This window comes from Chelativorans xinjiangensis, from assembly GCF_009812055.1.
Classification (GTDB): domain Bacteria; phylum Pseudomonadota; class Alphaproteobacteria; order Rhizobiales; family Rhizobiaceae; genus Chelativorans; species Chelativorans xinjiangense.
In genome coordinates this window covers 14,184-35,209 of the sequence record NZ_WQNH01000016.1, presented here as the reverse complement: position 1 = coordinate 35,209, position 21,026 = coordinate 14,184, and the positions used below count along the sequence as shown (strand labels likewise).

Annotated in this window: 19 protein-coding genes and 1 tRNA gene; 10 read left to right on the top strand and 10 right to left on the bottom strand. The window is 64.9% G+C overall.

Going from position 1 to position 21,026, the window contains the following annotated elements; translation table 11 throughout:
• Positions 1-13: 13 nt before the first annotated feature.
• The 3 genes from GM910_RS12600 to gph form a co-directional block, all read right to left on the bottom strand.
• Positions 14-1,468 carry a TrkH family potassium uptake protein gene (locus GM910_RS12600; RefSeq protein WP_201285491.1) on the bottom strand — a complete coding sequence of 485 codons (1,455 nt, stop codon included), beginning with the start codon at positions 1,466-1,468 and terminating at the stop codon, positions 14-16.
• A gap of 99 nt (positions 1,469-1,567) precedes the next feature.
• A tRNA-Val gene (locus GM910_RS12595) sits at positions 1,568-1,642 on the bottom strand.
• 55 nt (positions 1,643-1,697) lie between these two features.
• Entirely contained in the window at positions 1,698-2,393 is a 696-nt protein-coding gene (gene gph / locus GM910_RS12590) for a phosphoglycolate phosphatase (protein WP_159587905.1), read from the bottom strand.
• A gap of 130 nt (positions 2,394-2,523) precedes the next feature.
• Here gph and rpiA point away from each other — a divergent pair, with 130 nt between their 5' ends.
• From rpiA to GM910_RS12555, 7 genes are all read left to right on the top strand, one after another.
• Positions 2,524-3,228: a ribose-5-phosphate isomerase RpiA gene (rpiA, locus tag GM910_RS12585; RefSeq protein ID WP_159587904.1), complete on the top strand. Its 705-nt coding sequence runs from the start codon at positions 2,524-2,526 to the stop codon at positions 3,226-3,228.
• A 28-nt stretch (positions 3,229-3,256) separates the two neighbouring features.
• Positions 3,257-3,796: a DUF2059 domain-containing protein gene (locus GM910_RS12580; RefSeq protein WP_159587903.1), complete on the top strand. Its 540-nt coding sequence runs from the start codon at positions 3,257-3,259 to the stop codon at positions 3,794-3,796.
• Between the two features lie 123 nt (positions 3,797-3,919).
• Positions 3,920-5,299 (top strand): glutathione-disulfide reductase, encoded by a 1,380-nt coding sequence (gor, locus tag GM910_RS12575; protein WP_159587902.1) that lies wholly within the window; start codon positions 3,920-3,922, stop codon positions 5,297-5,299.
• A 326-nt stretch (positions 5,300-5,625) separates the two neighbouring features.
• Positions 5,626-7,002: a class II 3-deoxy-7-phosphoheptulonate synthase gene (locus GM910_RS12570; protein WP_159587901.1), complete on the top strand. Its 1,377-nt coding sequence runs from the start codon at positions 5,626-5,628 to the stop codon at positions 7,000-7,002.
• A 108-nt stretch (positions 7,003-7,110) separates the two neighbouring features.
• The gene (locus GM910_RS12565) at positions 7,111-7,548 is read left to right on the top strand and encodes a GFA family protein (RefSeq protein ID WP_159587900.1); all 438 of its coding nucleotides are present in this window, start codon (positions 7,111-7,113) and stop codon (positions 7,546-7,548) included.
• 6 nt (positions 7,549-7,554) lie between these two features.
• Positions 7,555-8,142: a hemerythrin domain-containing protein gene (locus GM910_RS12560; RefSeq protein WP_159587899.1), complete on the top strand. Its 588-nt coding sequence runs from the start codon at positions 7,555-7,557 to the stop codon at positions 8,140-8,142.
• 254 nt (positions 8,143-8,396) lie between these two features.
• Positions 8,397-10,073: an NAD+ synthase gene (locus tag GM910_RS12555; protein WP_159587898.1), complete on the top strand. Its 1,677-nt coding sequence runs from the start codon at positions 8,397-8,399 to the stop codon at positions 10,071-10,073.
• A 251-nt stretch (positions 10,074-10,324) separates the two neighbouring features.
• On the opposite strand, the gene GM910_RS12550 is transcribed toward GM910_RS12555, so the two are convergent.
• The 3 genes from GM910_RS12550 to GM910_RS12540 are packed head-to-tail and all read right to left on the bottom strand — an operon-like array spanning position 10,325 to position 11,676.
• Complete coding sequence (locus GM910_RS12550) at positions 10,325-10,942, bottom strand: ATP-dependent Clp protease proteolytic subunit (protein ID WP_159587897.1); 618 nt, start codon at positions 10,940-10,942, stop codon at positions 10,325-10,327.
• 39 nt (positions 10,943-10,981) lie between these two features.
• The gene (locus tag GM910_RS12545; RefSeq protein WP_159587896.1) at positions 10,982-11,365 is read right to left on the bottom strand and encodes an SRPBCC family protein; all 384 of its coding nucleotides are present in this window, start codon (positions 11,363-11,365) and stop codon (positions 10,982-10,984) included.
• On the bottom strand, positions 11,362-11,676 hold the full coding sequence (locus tag GM910_RS12540; RefSeq protein WP_159587895.1) for an ArsR/SmtB family transcription factor: 315 nt from the start codon (positions 11,674-11,676) through the stop codon (positions 11,362-11,364). Before GM910_RS12540 ends, GM910_RS12545 begins: the two co-directional genes overlap by 4 nt.
• 199 nt (positions 11,677-11,875) lie before the next feature.
• Here GM910_RS12540 and GM910_RS12535 point away from each other — a divergent pair, with 199 nt between their 5' ends.
• The gene (locus GM910_RS12535; RefSeq protein ID WP_159587894.1) at positions 11,876-13,120 is read left to right on the top strand and encodes an MFS transporter; all 1,245 of its coding nucleotides are present in this window, start codon (positions 11,876-11,878) and stop codon (positions 13,118-13,120) included.
• The gene (gene gltX, locus GM910_RS12530) at positions 13,117-14,487 is read left to right on the top strand and encodes a glutamate--tRNA ligase (RefSeq protein ID WP_159587893.1); all 1,371 of its coding nucleotides are present in this window, start codon (positions 13,117-13,119) and stop codon (positions 14,485-14,487) included. Before GM910_RS12535 ends, gltX begins: the two co-directional genes overlap by 4 nt.
• Positions 14,488-14,814: 327 nt before the next feature.
• On the opposite strand, the gene GM910_RS12525 is transcribed toward gltX, so the two are convergent.
• The 3 genes from GM910_RS12525 to GM910_RS12515 all read right to left on the bottom strand — a co-directional run bounded on the left by GM910_RS12525 (position 14,815) and on the right by GM910_RS12515 (position 18,958).
• Positions 14,815-17,145 carry an NADP-dependent malic enzyme gene (locus tag GM910_RS12525; RefSeq protein ID WP_159587892.1) on the bottom strand — a complete coding sequence of 777 codons (2,331 nt, stop codon included), beginning with the start codon at positions 17,143-17,145 and terminating at the stop codon, positions 14,815-14,817.
• A gap of 29 nt (positions 17,146-17,174) precedes the next feature.
• A complete protein-coding gene (locus GM910_RS12520) occupies positions 17,175-18,017 on the bottom strand; it encodes a fumarylacetoacetate hydrolase family protein (protein ID WP_159587891.1) in 843 nt (280 codons plus the stop codon).
• 161 nt (positions 18,018-18,178) lie between these two features.
• Entirely contained in the window at positions 18,179-18,958 is a 780-nt protein-coding gene (locus GM910_RS12515) for an SDR family oxidoreductase (RefSeq protein ID WP_159587890.1), read from the bottom strand.
• Positions 18,959-19,085: 127 nt separating this feature from the next.
• Here GM910_RS12515 and GM910_RS12510 point away from each other — a divergent pair, with 127 nt between their 5' ends.
• Positions 19,086-19,895: a UDP-2,3-diacylglucosamine diphosphatase gene (locus tag GM910_RS12510; protein ID WP_159587889.1), complete on the top strand. Its 810-nt coding sequence runs from the start codon at positions 19,086-19,088 to the stop codon at positions 19,893-19,895.
• 135 nt (positions 19,896-20,030) lie between these two features.
• On the opposite strand, the gene dgcA is transcribed toward GM910_RS12510, so the two are convergent.
• Positions 20,031-21,014, bottom strand: coding sequence for an N-acetyl-D-Glu racemase DgcA (gene dgcA / locus GM910_RS12505; protein ID WP_159587888.1), 984 nt, complete (start codon positions 21,012-21,014; stop codon positions 20,031-20,033).
• Positions 21,015-21,026: the final 12 nt, after the last annotated feature.

Sequence of the window (21,026 nt, the reverse complement as noted above, 5' to 3'; positions counted from 1 at the left end):
TTGATGAACTGATCTAGTTGCGCCAGAAGGTCGGCGTCAGAATCACCAGGACGGCCAAGATTTCCAGCCGCCCGAGCAGCATGGAAGCGGACAGTATCCACTTCGCGTAGTCGCTGAGCGAAGCGAAATTGCCGGCCGGACCGACGACCGGCCCGAGGCCGGGGCCGACATTCGTGATCGCGGTCAAGGTGGCTGTCATCGAGGTGACCATATCGAGGTTGCCTGCCGCGAGCGCCAGCGTCCCGCTCACCCACACGAGGATGAAGCCGACGACGAAAAGCGTTATCGAGCGCTGCATATCCTCGTCCACGGTGCGGTTGCCGTAGCGCAGCGGCTGCACCGAGCGTCCATAGACCAACGTGCGCAAGCCGTTCTGCAGCATGCGCGCGAGGATGAGGAGGCGGTAGGACTTCACGCCGCCGGCCGTCGAGCCGGAACAGCCGCCGAGAAATGTGGCGAAGAAGAACACCGTGACGGCGAAAGGGCTCCACAACGAGTAGTCTTCGCTGGCAAAGCCCGTCGTGGTGATGACCGAGACAAGGTTGAAGGCCGAACTCGTCAACGCTTCACCGAATGTCGTATCGCTCACGATGCGCCTATGGATGGCAAGCGCCAGGACGATGCCGACCACATAGGCAAGGAAAAGCCGGATCTGCGGGTCTCGCATCGCGTCCAGCCGGCCGCGTACGACCAAGAGGATGAGGATCGAGAAGGGCAGGGCGCCGAGAAGCATGAAGACCGTGCTGACCCACAACACCGCATCGCTCTCGAAATAGCCGAAGGACGCGTCATGGGTGGAGAAGCCACCGGTGGCGAGCGTCGTCATGGCATGGTTGACCGCATCGAAGGTCGTCATCCCGACCGCGGCGTAGGAGATCGCGCACAACGCCGTGAGCACCACGTAGATGCCGACGAGAGCCTGGAGGAAACTGGACAGGCGCTCGAAGGGCCGATCCTCGATATCCGAGGATTCGATGCGGAAATAGGAAAAGCCGCCGACATTCAGAAGCGGCAGGAAGAAGAGGCCGAGCGCAATGACGCCGAGGCCGCCGATCCACTGCAGAAGCGACCGCCACAGGAGGATGCCGGGCGGCAGGTCGTCGAGGCCCGCAATGACGGTGGAGCCGGTGGTGGTGATGGCGGAGACGGATTCGAACACGGCGCCGGCGAAATCGAGCTTCAGTGAGGCCGTATAGAGCGGAAAGGCGCCGATGACGCCGAGCGTCACCCACAGGACGACGACGACGAAGAACGCAAGGCGCGTCGAGCGGATGGGCGTACGGTCGCGCGTGGCGGCAGCAACCGTCAGCGCAACGGCGGCGGTCGTGAAGGCGCAGATGGCGAAGACCTGCCAGTCGCTGTGACCGTAATAAAGATCGACCGCCGCCGGCACGAGCATCGCCGCCGCGATGTAGAGCGCAAAAATGGAAGCCACGAAGGCGGCCGCCCTGACGATGGAAGCGTGCACGTTGGGATCGCTCTCAGGATAGCATCGACATCAGCTCGTGAAACAGCAGCTTGGACTCGTGAAACAGAGGCTAGTCCGCTGCGCTCCTTTCTGTCGGGATGGTGGGCGCGGTAGGGATTGAACCTACGACCCCACCCGTGTGAAGGGTGTGCTCTCCCGCTGAGCTACGCGCCCGCCCGACCGGTCAATGCCGAGCGCGCGGCGATATAAGGGGTGCCCGGCAGTGAAGTCAAGACGCCGGCTGACCAGCGGCGGCGGCGATGAGCCTTTCGGCAAGCTCCACCGTCAAAGCATCGAAGTGCGAGATGACGCGGCTTGGCTCGAACACATGCACCGGCTGGTCCGTGTAGCCGAAATCGACGGCCACCACGGGGATGCCGGCCGCCTTGGCCGTGTCTATATCGGTGCGCGAATCGCCGATCATGACGGCGCTTTCCGGGTCGCCGCCGGCACGCGCGATCGTATCGGTGAGGTGGCGCGGGTCGGGCTTTCTGTGGGCGAAGCTGTCGCCGCCGCAGATCGCTTCGAACAGTCCGGCGATCTTAAGGGCCTCCAGCAGATGCCGCGACAAGCGTTCGTGCTTGTTGGTGCAGACGGCGACGAGGAAGCCCGCCTGCCGGAATCGCGCCACGGCATCGAGCGCGCCGGGGAAAGGCCGAGAGCGGCCGGGCATTCCGGCCGTGTAGTGCTCGATGAAGAGGGCCTGCAGCGCGTCGAGTTGGCCGTTCGCAAGCCGCCTTCCATCGGCGGCGAAGGCGCGCTCGATCATGGCGCGGCTGCCGGCGCCGATGAAACGGCGGATCTGCGCCCCGTCGACCGACGGCATGTCGACGCTGCGCAAGCAGTGATTGAGGCTGTCGAGCAGGTCCGGCGCGGTGTCGACAAGCGTTCCATCCAGGTCGAATACGACGATAGGCTTGGTCATTGATATCCCCTTCGTGCCAATGGCGGATACCGCGGCACGACGCGGTCTGCAAGGAAGCTGGCACGGTACGAAGGTATTTGCCGGACGTGGCGAAAAAAGTTAGGAAGCATCCCAAACTGTTGGGGACAAGATGGCAGCGGACGCCAAAGCACTGAAAGTCGAGGCCGCACGCGCGGCACTTGGGTACGTCAAGAGCGGCATGAAGCTCGGCATCGGCACGGGTTCGACCGCTGAGGAGTTCGTGCGGCTGCTCGCCGCAGGGGTGGCCGACGGGCTCGATATCGTCGGCGTGCCGACGTCCGAGCGCACGGAGGCGCTGTGCCGGGAGCTCTCGGTGCCGCTCACCACACTCGACGAGACGCCCGAGCTCGACCTCACGGTGGACGGCGCCGACGAGATCGGCCCCGGCCTCGCCCTCGTCAAGGGCGGCGGCGGCGCACTGTTGCGCGAGAAGATCGTAGCCGCCGCATCGCGCCGCATGATCGTCATCGCCGACGAAAGCAAGCTTGTCGAAACCCTCGGCCGCTTTCCCTTGCCCATCGAGGTCAATACCTTCGGCCTGCGCGCCACGATACTTGCCATCGAGGCGGCCGGCCGGCGCTTCGGCCTGACGGGCGAAATCGCCGTACGAATGACTGAGGGCCAGCCTTTCCTCACCGACGGCGGCCATGTTATCGTCGATGCATCATTTGGCCGTATTCCCGCGACAAGAGCATTTGCCGACGAGTTGAACGCGATACCCGGTGTCGTGGAGCACGGCTTGTTCATCGGCCTTGCCAGCCTGGCGATACTTGCCGGGGAAGACGGCGTGAGGACGATCGATGCGCAAAGCTGACGGACCAAAAAACGGAGTAGGATCGAAAATGACATTGGCTAAACGCGCCCGCCTTTTTGCGCTCACCGCCGCGATGACCCTTGCGGCGTTTTCGCTACCGGCCGCCGCCCAGGAGATTTCGGAATCGCATCTGAAGGCCGCGCGCACCGCAATCGACGCAATCGCCGCCACCGACGATTTCGACAATTATCTGCCGCTGGCCGCGCAGACGCTGAAGGCCGAACTCATCCAGCAGAGCCCGAACATGGTGGATCTCATCAATGCCACCGTCGACGAAAAGGCGCTCGAACTGGCGAGCCGCCGCGCCGACCTGGAAAACGAGGCGGCGCAGGCCTATGCGCGCGTGTTCAGCGAGGAGGACCTCAACAACATCACCGAGTTCTACACCTCGCCCACGGGAAAGAAGCTTCTGGCCGAAGGCCCGATCGTCACCCGCGAGGTGCTCAGGGCCGCCACCGTCTGGCGCCGCGGCATCGAGCGCGACCTGTCCAACAGCGTAACCGAACAACTCCAGGCTGCCACCAATGCCCAGGCGCCCGCCGAGAATGACGCCGATAACGGCCAGTAAACGCCTGAAAACGGATTATTGAACGGAATTCAAAGCCCGGCTTTCACGCCGGGCTTTCATTTTCGACGCACGCGGCATAGCTGAAGATGACACGAAAGCACGAGCACATGGGGTAAGGGCAGCATGGCGGACTTCGATCTTTTTGTCATCGGCGGCGGCTCGGGCGGTGTCAGGGCAGGGCGCCTCGCCGCGGCCATGGGCAAGCGCGTCGCCATTGCGGAGGAGTACCGCTTCGGCGGCACATGCGTCATCCGCGGCTGCGTGCCGAAGAAGCTGTTCGTCTATGCCTCGCAGTTTCCGGAGCATTTCGAGGATGCGGCCGGCTACGGCTGGACGCTGGGCGAGGCCCGCTTCGACTGGCCGACGCTCGTCGCCAACAAGGACCGCGAGATCGTCCGGCTCGAGGGGCTCTATCGCAAGGGGTTGGAAAATGCCGGTGCGCGCATTTTCGATGAAAGGGCTATCCTCCTCGACCGGCACACGGTGCGCGTCGGAGGCGAGACGCTGACCGCGCAGAAGATACTCATCGCCACCGGCGGCCGCCCGAACCCGCACGAGGCGCTGCCCGGCCACGAGCACTGCATCTTCTCCAACGAAGCATTCCACCTCGAAGCGCTGCCGCGCTCCATCGCCATTGAAGGCGGTGGCTATATCGCGGTGGAATTCGCCAATATCTTTCATGGGCTCGGCGTCGAGACGACGCTTATCTACCGCGGCAAGGAGATCCTCGGCCGTTTCGACAGCGACGTCCGCCGCGGCTTGCACGAGGCCATGGAGGCCAAGGGTATCCGCATACTGTGCCAGGATATCTTCGAGGCGGTCGAAAAGCGTGCCGACGGCCGGCTCGACACGCATTTGAAGTCGGGCGGCAAGATGACCTTCGACATGGTGATGCTGGCCATCGGCCGCATTCCCAATACCGAAGGCCTGGGCCTCGATGCCGCCGGCGTTAAGACGGGGGTGAAGGGCGAGATACTGGTCGACGACTATTCGCGCACCAATATCGACAACATCTGGGCGATCGGCGACGTGACCGACCGCGTGCAACTCACCCCGGTCGCCATCCACGAGGCCATGTGCTTCATCGAGACCGTCTTCAAGGATAATCCGACGAAGGTCGACCACGAGGACATCGCCACCGCTGTCTTCTCGCAGCCCGAGATCGGCACCGTCGGCCTGAGCGAGGCGGCCGCGGCCAAGCGCTACGATGCGCTGGAAATCTACCGCGCCAGCTTCCGCCCCATGCGCCACACGCTCTCCGGGCGGCAGGAAAAGATGATCATGAAACTCATCGTCGACGCCGCCTCGCGCCGCGTCATCGGTGCCCATGTCCTTGGGCCGGACGCCGGCGAGATGGCGCAGATTCTCGGCATCGCCGTCAAGGCGAAGCTGACCAAGGACGCGTTCGACCAGACCATGGCGATCCACCCGACGGCGGCGGAAGAGCTGGTGACGATGTATCAGCCGAGCTATCGGGTGCGGAACGGGGAGCGGGTGGAGTAGAAACGGTGCCAAGCGCCCTCGTGGTTCGACAAGCTCACCATGAGGGCTACTGGGGCGCTGCGCCTTTTCGACGTTGAAGAGCCGAATAGCGACAACGGATACTGCCCTGAACACAGGCAGCGACGTCTCAGCAGCCCTCATGGTGAGCTTGTCGAACCACGAGGGCGCTTGGCGCTGCCATCTGCCCAGCGCGAAAGTCGCCCCTATCCCGCCTTTTACATCGCTTCGCGCCCAAATGCGGGGTAGTATCCGGGCAAAGCTTCCGCTAAATAGCCGCTTTCCGGCCGGCAGACGCCGGCGGGAAGGTAGAGCCTATGGGTGTTGACATGACGAAATGGTCGCCGAATTCGTGGAGAAGCAAGCCGATCGAGCAGGTTCCGGCCTATCCGGACCAGGCCGCGCTGGCCGAGGTCGAGGCGCGGATTGCGACCTATCCGCCGCTGGTTTTTGCAGGTGAGGCGCGCAAGCTGAAAAGGCAGCTCGCCACCGTCGCCAACGGCGAAGGCTTTCTCCTCCAGGGCGGCGATTGCGCCGAAAGCTTCGCCGAGCACGGCGCCGACAATATCCGCGACTTCTTCCGCGTCTTCCTGCAGATGGCGGTGGTGCTGACCTTCGGCGGCGCCCAGCCGGTGGTGAAGGTCGGCCGCATCGCCGGCCAGTTCGCCAAGCCGCGCTCCTCCGACATCGAGGTGAAGGGCGACGTGTCGCTGCCTTCCTACCGCGGCGACATCATCAACGGCATCGACTTCACGGAAGGCTCGCGCACGCCCGACCCGGCGCGCCAGGACATGGCCTACCGCCAGTCGGCGGCGACGCTGAACCTCCTGCGCGCCTTCGCCCAGGGCGGCTTCGCCAACCTGGAGAATGTGCACAAGTGGATGGTGGGCTTCATCGCCGACAGTCCGCAGGGCGAGCGCTATCGGGCATTGGCCGACCGCATCTCCGAGACGATGGATTTCATGCGCGCCATCGGCATCAACGCCGAGAGCCATCCCTCGCTCCGCGAGACCGACTTCTACACCAGCCACGAGGCGCTGCTTCTGGGCTATGAGGAGGCGTTGACGCGTGTCGATTCCACCTCCGGCGAGTGGTATGCCACCTCCGGGCACATGATCTGGATCGGCGACCGCACGCGCCAGCCCGACCACGCGCATGTGGAATACTGCCGCGGCGTGAAGAACCCGCTGGGCCTGAAATGCGGGCCATCGCTGGAGCCCGACGGCCTTATCCGCCTCATCGACGCGCTCAACCCCGAGAACGAGGCCGGCCGGCTGACGCTGATCGCCCGTTTCGGCGCCGACAAGGTGGAGGCTCACCTGCCGAAGCTGATCCGCACTGTGGAGAAGGAAGGCCGCAAGGTGGTCTGGTCGTGCGATCCCATGCACGGCAACACGATCTCGCTCAACGGCTACAAGACGCGGCCCTTCGATCGCATCTTGCAGGAGGTCGAGAGATTCTTTGCGGTGCATCGTGCCGAAGGCACGCATCCCGGCGGCATCCATATCGAGATGACGGGCAAGAACGTCACCGAGTGCACCGGCGGTGCCCGCGCTATTTCGGCCGACGACCTTTCCGACCGCTACCACACCCATTGCGACCCGCGCCTCAACGCCGACCAGGCGCTGGAGCTTGCTTTCCTGGTGGCCGAGCTCCTGAAGAAGGACGCGGCCGCGCACCCGGCGAAGAAGGTTGCGGCAGTCTGAAAAGGCGCGTCGTGGCGCGCTTCCGTTGACCGCAGCGTTCAACGCTTTGCGATACAGCCGACACCCTCGCCATGGCATAGTGGCGGGGGTTTTTGCTGGAGGACGTTCATGTCACGGTTAAGAGAAGGCGGGTGCTTGTGCGGTGCCGTCCGTTTTCGCACGCACGGCAGCCTGCGCTGTGTCGTCTATTGCCATTGCTCCCAGTGCCGCAAGCAGAGCGGGCATATCTATGCCGCAACCGACGTCGACAATGCCCGCCTCGAGATAGCAGGCGCCGGCAACCTCGCCTGGTACGCCGCCTCCGATTTCGCCAGGCGCGGCTTCTGCAAGACCTGCGGCTCGGTGCTCTTCTGGAAGCGCAACGGGGCGGATGTGACGTCGATCATGGCCGGCAGCTTCGAGCGGCCGAGCGGGCTGAAGGCGGAAGCGCATATTTTCGTTGCCGACAAGGGCGATTACTACGAGATAACGGACGGCCTGCCACAATACGCGCGTTCGAGCGATTCGATCCTGGTGGCCGACGAACCGCAAAAACCGCAGAAGTAGCCATATATGACCGACCTGCCGAACGGCCTTCGCATCGAGAACCGCAAGGAACTGCCCGAGGACCTGCGGTTCCTGGTGGAAAAATACCCGCGTGAGACGTGGCAGGGCCACGCCAATCTTGGCGAGATGGCGCAGTTCTGGCTGCAGCGGCACGATATGTTCCGCGAACTGGGCGGCATGCTGCAGAAAAGTGTCGCCGACTATCGCGAAGGCCATCTGCCGCCGGCCGCCTTCGCCCAATGGTTCGCCCCGCGCCTGCGCTTCTTCCTGCAGCAGCTTCACGGCCACCATCAGGTGGAGGACCAGCATTATTTTCCCGCCTTCGCCAAGGCCGAGCGGCGGCTCCAGCGCGGCTTCGACATCCTCGACAGCGATCATCATGTCATCCACGATGCGCTGGAGCGCAATGGCGAGAAGGGGCGAGAACTCCTCCGGGCCCTAAAGGAGAATGCCGACCGTCAGCTTTTCGCGGCCGATGCCTATGCCGACGAGAATACCCGCCTGATCGACATGCTTGCCCGCCACCTTCACGACGAGGAAGATCTGATCATCCCGCTCATGCTGGACCGCGGCGAGGGCGGCTTCATCGGCTGACCCGCCACCGCTTGTTGCAAGCCGTCGGGCCGCGGGCTACAGCGCCGTGCGTCCTTTAGGACGCACAAAAGGACGCTGTAGGTTATTAAAGCTACGCATCGTGCTTTCCGAAAATCGATTCCGGTTTTCGGGCCGATGCGCTAGACCAGTTCATCGTTTCATGGAATCGATGAACTGGTCTAACTCTTTGTTTTGTCGCAATTCCGGACGGAGAACCGGTTTCCACTTTTCCGGAATTGCTTAGAGGACTGCCCATGAACGCTGCTCCCGACATCCTCCGCATTGCCGTCGCCCAGCTCAACCCCACCGTGGGCGATGTTGCCGGCAACCTTGCCAAGGCGCGCGAGGCGCGCGCCGACGCCGCCCGCCATGGCGCCGACCTCGTGCTCTTCACCGAGCTCTTCATCGCCGGCTATCCGCCGGAGGACCTGGTGATGAAACCGGCCTTCGTGGAGGCCTGCGAAAAGGCGGTTGCCGAACTTGCCGCAGACACGGCCGACGGCGGTCCCGGCGTCATCATGGGCACGCCGCTCTCCCGCGAAAGCGGCGTCCACAATTCCGTGACGGTGCTCGACGGCGGCACGCTCATCGCCGAACGCCACAAGCTCGACCTGCCGAACTATGGCGAGTTCGACGAAAAGCGCGTCTTCCAACCCGGCCCCAGCATGCCGGGCCCGGTCAATTTCCGCGGCGTGCGGCTCGGTATCCCCATTTGCGAGGACATCTGGGGCAAGCTCGACGTGTGCGAGAGCCTGGCCGAATCGGGCGCCGAAATCCTGCTGGTCCCCAACGGCTCGCCCTATTATCGCGGCAAGGTGGAGGTGCGTCAGCAGGTGGCCATCGTCCAGGTCATCGACAGCGGCCTGCCGCTTCTTTACGCCAACATGCTGGGCGGCCAGGACGAGCTCGTCTTCGACGGCGCCTCCTTCGCCATCCAGGCCGACAAGTCGCTGGCTTTCCAGATGAGCCAGTTCGAGGAGGCTGTCGCCGTCACCACCTGGCGGCGCACGGCTGACGGTTGGGTCTGCGCGGAAGGGCCCATGTCCCTCATCCCCGAGAAGGAGGAGGCCGACTATCGCGCCTGCATGCTGGGCCTGCGCGACTACGTGAACAAGAACGGCTTCAAGAACGTCGTCCTCGGCCTTTCCGGCGGTGTCGATTCAGCGCTTTGCGCGGCGCTTGCCGTCGATGCGCTCGGCGAGGAGAGGGTGAGGGCGGTCATGATGCCCTACCGCTACACCTCGAAAGAATCGCTGAAGGACGCCGAGGACTGTGCCCGCGCACTCGGCTGCCGCTACGACATCGTGCCGATCTTCGAGCCCGTCGAAGGTTTCAACCATGCGCTCACCCAGCTCTTCGAGGGCACGCAGGAGGGCGTGACGGAGGAGAACCTGCAAAGCCGCGCCCGCGGAACGCTCCTGATGGCGATTTCCAACAAGTTCGGCTCGATGGTGGTCACCACCGGCAACAAGTCGGAAATGTCCGTCGGCTACGCCACGCTCTACGGCGACATGAACGGCGGCTTCAATCCCATCAAGGACCTCTACAAGCTGCAGGTCTACGCGCTCTGCCGCTGGCGCAACGGGCATGTGCCGCCGGGTGCGCTGGGCCCTTCCGGCGAAGTGATCCCGGCGTCGATCATCGACAAGGCGCCCTCGGCGGAATTGCGCGAGAACCAGACGGACCAGGATTCCCTGCCGCCCTATCCCGTCCTCGACGACATCCTCGAATGCTTGGTGGAAAACGACATGGCCGTCGACGACATCGTCGCGCGCGGCCACAGCCGCGAAACCGTCCACCGCGTCGAGCACCTGCTCTACATCGCCGAATACAAGCGCCGGCAGGCGGCACCGGGCGTGAAGATCACGAAGAAGAATTTTGGCCGCGACCGGCGCTATCCGATCACCAACAGGTTCAGGGATCGGACGTAGCGTTACGGCTGTAAATGGGAATCGAGATGGTCGGCGCCCTTTCGCGCCCCCCTCTGTCCTGCCGGACATCTCCCCCACACGGGGGAGATTGGCTGTTATCGTCGCTTTCGCCAATCCTCCAACGTCGCAGAAGAGGCGAAATATCAATGAGAGATGATCTCCCCCCTCGCGGGGGAGATGTCCGGCCCCTTCGACAAGCTCAGGACAGAGGGGGGCGCGACAGGGCGCGGCGATAACTGTAAACGTAGCGGCTACCGATCGATCGCCTCCAGCGCCTCGCGCCGGTGGTAGACGTGGTCCACCAGTCCCCATTCCCGCGCCTCTTCGGCGGTCATGAAGAAGTCGCGGTCGAGCGTGCGCTCCACCTCCTCCTTCGTGCGCCCGCTGTGCTCGGCGTAAAGCTTGATCATGTGCCGCTTCAATTTCAGGATGTCCCTGGCGTGGCGCTCGATATCGGAGGCTTGGCCCTGAAAGCCGCCCGAGGGCTGGTGCAGGATGATCCGCGCGTTGGGAAGCGCCATGCGGCGCCCTTTGGCGCCTGCCATCAGGAGGAACGAGCCCATGGAGGCCGCCGTGCCGAGGCACAGGGTGGCGACCGGGCATTTGATGAACTGCATCGTGTCGTAGACGGCCAAGCCGCTGGAGACCACGCCGCCGGGCGAGTTGATGTAGAGGGAGATCTCCTTGTTCGGGTTCTCCGCCTCCAGATGCAGCATCTGGGCGCAGATCAAGGCCGCGGAATTGTCGTCCACCTGGCCGTTGAGGAAGACGATGCGCTCGCGCAGGAGCCGCGAGAAGATGTCGAAGGAGCGCTCGCCGCGCGCCGATTGTTCAACGACCATGGGGACGAGATTCATCATGTCACGCATGGCGCAACCTCCTCTTGTTCAGTAGCTATTGCGTTCGGCTCAGGCGGCAAGCGCCAGCGGCGGAGTGTTTGAGTTCGCCGCGCGGATGGCCGGCGCGCGCGCCGCCACCTGCCCGTGAGTGAGGCGGAACCGCGTCCGCCCGCCCGCGATCGGCTCAAGCTCGATCGTGACGAAGGGCGGCGCGTCGGGGCAGGAGGGGTCGTGCCAGGCATAGCGGAGCCGGTCGTAGGGCTCGGCTTCGACGATGCGGTAACGCGGCCCTTCCATGGCATCTTCGCCCTCCGCCGCCGGGCGGGCGCCGAGCCAATCGGCGAGAAGCTCCTCCTCCGTCAGCGCGCGCCAGAGCGTTTGGGGCGAAGCCTCCATCTCGCATTCGACGAGGATCTCGTCCGGCCTCGTCTCGACCTCGTCGGTGGGCGTCATTGGTCCATCTCCTTCAAAAGCGCCTTCAGCCGCTCGACCCGTTCGGGCCAGAAGGCGCGGTAGCGCGTCAGCCAGTCGAGCACGGGCGCCAGCCCTTCCGGGGCCAGGCTGTAGCGCACGTGGCGGCCCTCCTTCTTCTCCGCGATCAGCCCGGCGCCGCGCAGCACCGCCACATGCTGAGAGACCGCCGGCTGCGAAATGCGCAAGCCCTCGCGTAATTCGGTCGCGTTCTTCTCGCCGTCCAACAGGCGCTCCAGAACGGCACGCCGGTTCGGATCGGCCAGGGCACGAAAGATATCCGTCTCGTTCATGGCTGTAGATAAGCAGATACTTATCTATCAGGCAAGGCCGTACCGACATCTTCCGTTGCACCAGCGAGCGAAAGCCGGTGGGGCAGGGGCACGCGCGTCTTGCAACGCGAACGCAAGCTTCTACGATGGGATCGTTCCTGCCAAATCCGGCAACGCGCGAAGCGGGATGAAGCGCTGCGCGCTCCCAGCAGAGATTCCGATGTCCTTTTTGCTTTTCCTCCGCGAGAACGCGCGCTGGCTCACCGGCGGGTTCCTCCTCACCTTCTTCTCGTCTTTTGGACAGACCTTCTTCATCTCGCTGTCGGCCGGTAATATTCGCCAGGAATACGCTCTGTCCCACGGCGCCTTCGGAATGATCTATATGCTGGCAACACTTGCCAGCGCCCTCACCATGCCGCGCTTCGGCCAGATCGTGGACCGCTATACGGTGAGGAAGGTCACGCTCATCATCGTGCCCATCCTGGCGATGGCCTGCGTCCTCATGGCGCTGTCCACCTCCGTCCTCGTCCTGGTCGTGACGATCTATCTCCTGCGCCTGTTCGGGCAGGGCATGATGACGCAGAACGCGCTGACGGCCATGGGCCGATGGTATGCCGCCCAGCGCGGCCGTGCCGTCTCCATCACCATTCTGGGACACAACGTGGGAGAGGCGGTCCTTCCCATCGTCTTCGTCACAGTCGCCGGCCTTGTCGGCTGGCGCAACGGCTGGCTGATCGCCGCCGCTTTCCTGGTCGTCGTCGCGCTGCCCGTGATTTCGGGGCTGATGGCGGTCGAGCGGGCACCGCGCTCCAGCGATCCCGCCCCGCGCGCCACGACCGCGCGCGACTGGACGCGCGGCGAGGTCATGCGCGACCCGCTGTTCTACGCACTGCTTCTCGGCGTCATGGCTCCGGGATTCATCGGCACGACCATTGCCTTCCACCAGATCTACCTGGTCGAGCTGCGTGGGTGGTCGCTCGAGGTCTTTGCCTCTTCGTTCACCTTCATGGCGGCGATGACCGTCATCTGCGCATTGGTGGCGGGGCAGTTGGTCGACCGTTTCTCCGCCGTGTCTCTGCTGCCGACCTTCCTGCTGCCGCTGGCGGTCGCCTGTCTGGTGCTGGCTTCCTTCGAGGCCCAGTGGACCGCTTTCGCCTTCATGGGGCTGCTCGGCGTGTCCTATGGCTTTTCGGCGACACTTTTCGGCGCGCTGTGGCCGGAAATCTACGGCACACGCTATTTGGGCGCGGTGCGGGCTTCCATCGTCGCCATCATGGTCTTCGCCACGGCGGTGGGGCCGGGGCTGACGGGCTTTCTCATCGATCTGGGTGTTTCCTATCCGCTGCAAGTCGCGACGATGGGCTTCTATTGCTTCGCCGCCGCGCTCCTCATGCTCGCCGTCTCGCGGCGCCTGACGGCTCGTGCCTTGCAAACCGGCGAGGCCTCGGCTACCTCCGCGCCATGAGTGTCACCGTTCGCTTCGCGCCGTCCCCGACGGGGCAGATCCATATCGGCAACGCACGCCCGGCGCTGTTCAACTGGCTGTTCGCGCTGAAGAGGGGCGGGCGTTTCATCCTGCGCTTCGACGACACGGACACTGCCCGGTCGCGGCGGGAATTTGCCGACCAGATCGAGACGGACCTGCGCTGGCTGGGCATCGAGCCGGATCTGGTCGTGCGCCAGTCGGACCGTTTTCCGAGCTACGAAAGCGCTGTCGCCAAGCTCAAGGAGGCGGGCCTTCTCTATCCCTGCTACGAGACGGCGGAAGAGCTGGAGCGGCGGCGCAGGATCAGGCTGTCGCGCCGTCTGCCGCCGGTTTATGGCCGCGAGGCGCTGAAGCTCGATGAGGAGGAGAAGGCGCGGCTGGAGGCGGAAGGCCGACGGGCGCACTGGCGTTTCCTGCTGCCCAATTTCGACGCCGACCCCCTGTCGCCGCGGCGCACGGAGATCCACTGGGAGGACATCGTGCGCGGGCCGCAGACCGTCGACCTCGCCTCCATGTCCGATCCGGTTCTGGTGCGCGAGGACGGCACGTTCCTCTATACCCTGCCGTCGGTCGTCGACGATATGGAATTGGGCGTGACGCATATCATTCGCGGCGACGACCATGTGACGAATACCGGCGCCCAGATCGCCCTGTTCGAGGCGCTGGGCGCGGCGGCGCCCGCCTTTGGCCATCACAATCAGCTCACCGCCACCACCGGCGAGGGACTTTCCAAGCGTTCCGGCGCGCTGTCCATCGCCGGCCTGCGGGAAGCCGGCATCCAGCCGATGGCCGTCGCTTCGCTCGCCGTCCTCATCGGCACCTCGGAAGCGGTGACCGCGTACCGCGACATGGACGCGCTGGCCGCGCACTTCGACCCGGCGTCGAGCTCGAAATCGCCGGCGAAGTTCGATCCCGCGGAGCTTCAGGGGCTGAACCGCAGCCTTATTCAGGCGATGTCCTTCGAGGAGGCAGCGCCCAGGCTGGAGAAGCTCGGCATAGCCGGGCCGAAGGCTGAGGCCTTCTGGACCGCCGTGCGCGGCAATCTCGATACGCTGGCCGATGCCGCCGGCTGGTGGCGGGTGGTGAGGGAGGGACCGGAGAAGGCCGACCTCTCACCGGAGGACGAGGCTTTTGTGGACCTGGCACTCGGCGTGCTGCCGCCGGAGCCCTGGGACCGGGAGACCTGGCGCGCATGGACCGAGCGCGTGAAGGAGGCGAGCGGGCGCAAGGGCAAGGCGCTGTTCAAGCCCCTGCGGCTGGCGCTCACGGGGCGGGAGTCCGGCCCCGACCTCGCAGATTTAATGCCTCTGATGGATCGGGAAAGAATCGCGGGCCGACAATCCTGATCGGCTGCTCTGTCTCCACAGGCATTTTCCCGACTGTCTCGCCGCCTGTCGCCGGCTTGCCCTCCCGCTGCCATCCACCGTCCCCGGCGAGCTGCCGCGCCTGCGGATTTGCATGCGCTCGAGACTGAGCCCACATCTGGCGCGTTGCGGCGCCGACGACGAGAAGCACCATGCAGGCCATGGCTGCGTAAATAGCTTTTTCTGCCCGAACACTCATCCCACCACCGTAAAACGCTCTTCAGGTGTCTCCGCTTCCCCTAAGGGTTGCGGTCTGGTGGGTTATTGCGCGGGATGGTTTAAAAACACGTTATGGATTTAATGCGCAACCTATTTTCTCTCTAGGATTGCATATTCCAACGCCTGGTTCTGCAGCGCTTCCACGGCCGCGAGCGCGGTCATGTTCACCACGCCGCGCGAGGTGACCGACGGCGTCAGGATATGCGCCGGGCGCGCCGTGCCGAGCAGGATCGGCCCGACATGCAGCGCGTCCGTCATCGCCTTGACCGTCGTCAGCGTGATGTTGGCGGCGTCGAGATTTGGGAAGACCAGGAGATTGGCCTCTCCCTCGAGCCCCGCATGGGGGAAGACGCGCTGGCGCAGCGTCTCCGAAAGCGCCGAATCCCCGTGCATCTCGCCATCGGCCACCAGGCCAGGTGCGGTCTGGTGCAAAATGGCGACCGCCTCTCGCATCTTCAGCGCGCTTGGGCTGTCGCGCGAGCCGAAATCCGAGTGCGACAGGAGGGCGGCCTTGGGCTCGATGCCGAAACGGCGGATCTCCTCCGCGGCGAGCACCGTCATCTCGGCGATCTCGGCCGCGCTGGGGTCCAGCGTCACATGGGTGTCGGTGAAGAAGGTGGCGCCCTGCTGGGCGATCAGCATGGAGAGTGCCGAGAGGTCGTCGACGCCCGCGCGCCGGCCGATGATCGTGTCGACATAGCGCAGATGCCGCTCGAAGCGGCCTTCCAGCCCGCAGATCATGGCGTCCGCCTCGTCGCGCATCATGGCGAGCGCGGCGATCACCGTCGTGTTGGTGCGCACCAGCGTACGGGCGACCTCGCTCGTCACGCCACGCCGGCCGGCGATGCGGATGAGCAATTCCACGTAGTCGCGGTAGCGCGGGTCGTCTTCCGGGTTGATGATCTCGAAATCCCTGTCCGGCTTGATCTTCAGGCCGTAGCGTCTCAGCCGGACGTCCACCACGTGCGGCCGGCCGATGAGGATCGGCTGCGCCAGCCCTTCCTCCAGGACCACCTGGGCCGCCCGCAGCACGCGCTCGTCTTCGCCGTCGGCATAGATGACGCGCTTGCGACCGGCCTGTTTGGCGGCGGAGAAGACCGGCTTCATGACGAGGCCGGAGCGGAAGACGAAGCGGTTCAACCGATCGAGATAGGCGCCCATGTCGTCGATCGGCCGGGTGGCGGCGCCAGATTCCATGGCCGCCTTGGCGACCGCCGGCGCGATGCGCAGGATGAGCCGCGGATCGAAGGGCGAGGGGATGAGGAAGTCGGGGCCGAAGATCGGTATCTCGCCCGAATAGGCGCGCGCCGCCACGTCCGACGGTTCCTCGCGGGCAAGGGCCGCGATGGCGCGCACGGCGGCGAGCTTCATTTCCTCGTTGATGGCCGTGGCACCGACGTCCAGCGCACCGCGGAAGATGTGTGGGAAGCAAAGGACATTGTTGACCTGGTTCGGGTAGTCCGAGCGGCCGGTGCAGATCATTGCGTCGGGCCGCGCCTCGCGCGCCAGTTCCGGCATGATCTCCGGTACGGGATTGGCGAGCGCCATGATCAACGGCCGCTCGGCCATCTTCTTGAGCATTGCCGGCTTCAGGACCCCACCCGCCGAAAGGCCGAGAAACACGTCCGCCCCGCCGATGACCTCGGTCAGCGCCCGCGCATCGGTGTCCTTCAGGTAAGGCTCCTTCCAGCGGTCCATCTCCTCCGTCCGCCCGCGAAAGGCGACGCCGAAGCGGTCGGTGATCCAGATGTTTTCGACCTTCGCGCCGAGCGAGACCAGAAGGTTCAGGCAGGCGAGCGCGGCGGCCCCCGCGCCGGAGGTGACGATCTTCACCTCGGCGATGTCCTTGCCGGCCAGCTCCAGCCCGTTGAGGATGGCGGCGGCGACGATGATGGCGGTGCCGTGCTGGTCGTCGTGGAAGACGGGGATCGACATGCGGCGTTTAAGCCGCTCCTCCACCTCGAAGCATTCCGGCGCCTTGATATCCTCCAGGTTGATGCCGCCGAAGGTGGGCTCGAGCGCGGCGATGGTCTCCACCATGCTGTCGACCCCGGGCGCATCGATCTCGATGTCGAAGACGTTGATGCCGGCGAACTTCTTGAAAAGCACGGCCTTGCCCTCCATCACCGGCTTCGACGCCAAGGGCCCGATATTGCCGAGGCCGAGCACGGCCGAGCCGTTCGACACCACGCCCACCAGATTGGCGCGCGAGGTATATTCGGCCGCCATGCCGGGATCGTCGCGAATGGCTATGCAGGGAGCGGCGACGCCCGGCGTATAGGCCAGCGCCAGGTCGCGCTGGTTGCCGAGCGGCTTCGTCGGCTGGATCTCCAGCTTTCCTGGAATCGGATAGCGGTGGAAGAAGAGGGCGGCCTCGTCGAGATCGGAGCCTTTGGTTTTCACCGGTGTCTGCCTTGCCATCTCTGCCACCGCCCTCCTGGATTGCGAGTTTAGCGCGCGATGACGCGCTGGTGCTGCTCGCCGAGACCGGCGATGCCCAGCCGCATCTCGTCACCGGCCTTCAGATAGACCGGCGGCTTCATGCCAAGCCCGACACCGGGCGGCGTGCCGGTGGTGATGACGTCACCCGGCTCCAGCACCATGAAGCGCGAAAGATAGGAGACGATCTCGGCCACGCTGAAGATCATCGTCTGGGTGTTGCCCGTCTGCCGGCGCTCTCCGTTGATGTCGAGGAACATGTCGAGGCTCTGCGGATCGGGGATCTCGTCCGCCGTGACCAGCCACGGACCCAGCGGCCCGAAGGTCGGCGCGCTCTTGCCCTTGATCCACTGGCCGCCGCGCTCGGCCTGGTACTCGCGCTCCGATACGTCGTTGCACACGGCGTAGCCGAAGACATGCGCCAGCGCATCCTTCTCCTCGACATAATCGCAGCGCTCGCCGATGACGACGGCAAGCTCCACCTCCCAGTCCGACTTCACCGAACCCTTCGGCAGCATCACCTCGTCGTTGGGGCCCGAAAGCGAACTCGGCGCCTTGGAGAAGACCACCGGCTCGCTCGGCACCGGCAGCCCGGATTCGGCGGCATGGTCCGCATAGTTCAGCCCGATGGCGATGAAATGGCCGGTGCGGGAGATCGGCGCGCCGATGCGTACCGAGGGGGGCACCTCGGGCAGGCTGCCGATCTCGGTCGAGCCAAGGATGCGCGTCAGCGCCGGCGACAGGGTCTCAGGCGTGAAGTCGGCAACCAGCGAGGACACGTCGCGGATGGTCCCGTCATCGTGCAGAACAGCCGGCTTTTCCGCGCCCTTGTTGCCAAAACGCAAGAGTTTCAAGGTTTTCTCTCCCTCGTTCGTTGGGGTGAATTGCCGCGAGATACGGCGGGAAGGTCTTCTTAGACCAGTTCATCGTTTCATGGAATCGATGAACTGGTCTAACTCTTTGTTTTGTCGCAATTCCGGACGGAAAACCGGTTTCCACTTTTCCTGGAATTGCTTTAGAAGGCGCTCGTGTAGAGCCCGCCGTCAAGCATAAGGTTTTGGCCCGTGATGTAACCCGCATGGGCCGAGCACAGGAAGGCGCAGGCGCGGCCGAACTCGTCCGCCGTCCCGAAGCGGCCGGCGGGTATTTCCGCAGCCTGGCGCTCGGCCTGCGCCTCGTAGGTCGTGCCCGCCTTCTCGGCGCCGAAGCGGATGCCGCTCTGCAGGCGTTCTGTATCCATCTTGCCGGGCAGGAGATTGTTGATGGTGACGTTCTTGCCGGCCACGCCGCGCGCCACGCCGGCCAGGAAGGCCGTCAGGCCCGCCCGCGCGCCCGACGACAGGTCGAGGCCCTGAATGGGCATATAGACGGAAAGCGAGGTGATGTTGACGATGCGGCCGAAGCCGCGTTCGGTCATGCCGTCGATGGTCGCCTGGATGAGCTCCAGCGGCGTCACCATGTTCTGCGTCACCCCGTCGAGCATCGCCTGGCGCGAAAGCTCCCGGAAATCGCGCCGCGGCGGACCGCCATTGTTGTTCACCAGAATGTCGGGGGCAGGGCAGGCGGCAAGCAGCGCCTTCTGACCTTCATGTGTCGAAACGTCCGCCGCCACCTCCGCCACGGAGACGCCGAAGCGGTCGCGGATTTCCATGGCCGTCGTCTTCAGCGCCTGCGGATCGCGCCCGTTGACGACGAGATTGCAGCCGGCCTCCGCCAGCGCCATGGCACAGCCACGGCCGAGCCCGCGGCTCGACGCGCAGATGATGGCGTTCTTGCCTTTGATGCCGAGATCCATTGCATGCCCCGAATTTTTCAAACTGCCTGATCGTCTACCCGCCGTATCACCGCCTGGCAACCGTCACATGGCTGTGACAGGAATCGGGGCATAGGAAGCGCGACCGCACACCGCACCGGACGACATCATGCCCGCCGCCGCGCCCCGCACCTTCCGCACCATCTTCATCTCCGACGTCCATCTGGGCTCCAGGCCGGCGAAGGCCGAGTTCCTCGTCGACTTCCTGCGCCATCACGAGGCCGAGACGATCTATCTGGTCGGCGACATCGTCGACGGCTGGCGGCTGAAGCGCTCCTGGCACTGGCCGCAGGCGCACAACGACGTGGTGCAGAAGCTTCTGCGCCAGGCGCGCAAGGGCACGAATATCATCTATATCGCAGGGAATCACGACGAGTTCCTGCGCTCGTTTCAGGGCGTGCATTTCGGCGGCATCGTGGTGGCCGACCGCGCCGTCCACGAGGCGGCCGACGGGCGGCGGTTCCTCATTGTCCACGGCGACCAGTTCGACGCCGTCGTCCACAACGCCCGCTGGCTCGCATATCTTGGCGACAAGGCCTATGATACGGCAATCGTCGTCAATCGCGTGATCGGTGTCTTCCGCCGCCTCTTCGGCCGGCCCTACTGGTCGTTCTCCTCCTGGGCCAAGGTGAAGGTGAAGAAGGCGGTGAAGTTCATCAGCTCGTTCCAGAACGTGCTGGCCCAGGAAGCCGCGCGCGCCGAGGTGGACGGCGTCATTTGCGGCCACATCCATCACGCGGCCATGGAGGAGATCATGGGCGTCCTCTACATGAACACGGGCGACTGGGTGGAAAGCTGCACGGCTCTTGTCGAGGATTTCGACGGTCGCTTCGAGATCATCAGCTGGACGCGGGTTGCCGCGCCCGCTGTGAAGCCTCGGCAAGCGGTTGTCGAGGAGGAGGCCGCCGAGGCGGCATAGTGATCTGACCCAAACAGATGGTACCCATCCGTTTGGAAAAGTAAGCCCACAAGCTATTGATCCGGTGGGGCGATTTGTCCTGACAGATGGGTACCATCCGTCAGGATCGCACCACTAGCTCCCCCTTCCGCGAGTTCACCCCCAGAGCGCCGCTTCCGGCGGCGAGACAATCGCGCCGGCGTAGGCGAGCCCCGGCACCCGGTCGTGCTGAAGCAGCAAAGGGCCGTCCAGATCGACGAAATCGGCTTCCTGCGCCAAGAGCACCGCCGGCGCCATGGCGAGCGACGTGCCCACCATGCACCCTATCATCACCGAAAGGCCCATCTCGCGCGCCCGCTCGCGCAGGATGAGCGCGGCCGTCAGCCCGCCGGTCTTGTCGAGCTTGATGTTGACGGCGTCGTAGAGCCCCTGCAGCGCCGCAAGGTCCTCGGCGGCGTGCAGGCTCTCGTCGGCACAGATGGGAATGAGGTGCCGGATCTCGCGCAGCATCGCATCCTTGCCCGCCGGCAGCGGCTGCTCGATGAGCGCCACGCGGCACTCGGCCGCCGCGCGCAGGTTTTCTTCGAGATTCGCTTCCGTCCAGCCCTCGTTGGCGTCGAGGATGAGCCGGCTGTCGGGCGCGGCCGCCGCCACCGTGCGCAGACGGGCGGCATCGTCCTCGCCCCCCACCTTGATCTTCAGGAGCGGCTTGTCGGCGTTGGCGCGCGCGTGTGCGGCCATTTCCTCGGGCGTGCCGAGCGAGATGGTCTGCGCCGTGGTGACGGGGTGTGGCCGCGACCGGCAGATCCGGTCCGCCACCCGCGTGCCCGTCCGCTTCGCCTCCAGGTCCCACAGCGCGCAGTCGACGGCATTGCGCGCCGCACCGGCGGGCATGCGCGCCATGAGCGTCTGTCGGTCGATGCCCTCGGCGATCTCACGGCGCATCTCCTCGATCTGCTCGACCACGCTCTCCACGCTCTCGCCGTAGCGCGCATAGGGCACGCATTCGCCGCGGCCGGCCGCGCCATCCTCCGTCAGGATGCACGTCACCACCTGCGCCTGTGTCTTGGCGCCGCGGGCGATGCGGAAGACCCCGGCGATCGGGAAGCTTTCGATCTCGACGGTCATTGTGCGCGTCATGGGTTCCTCGAA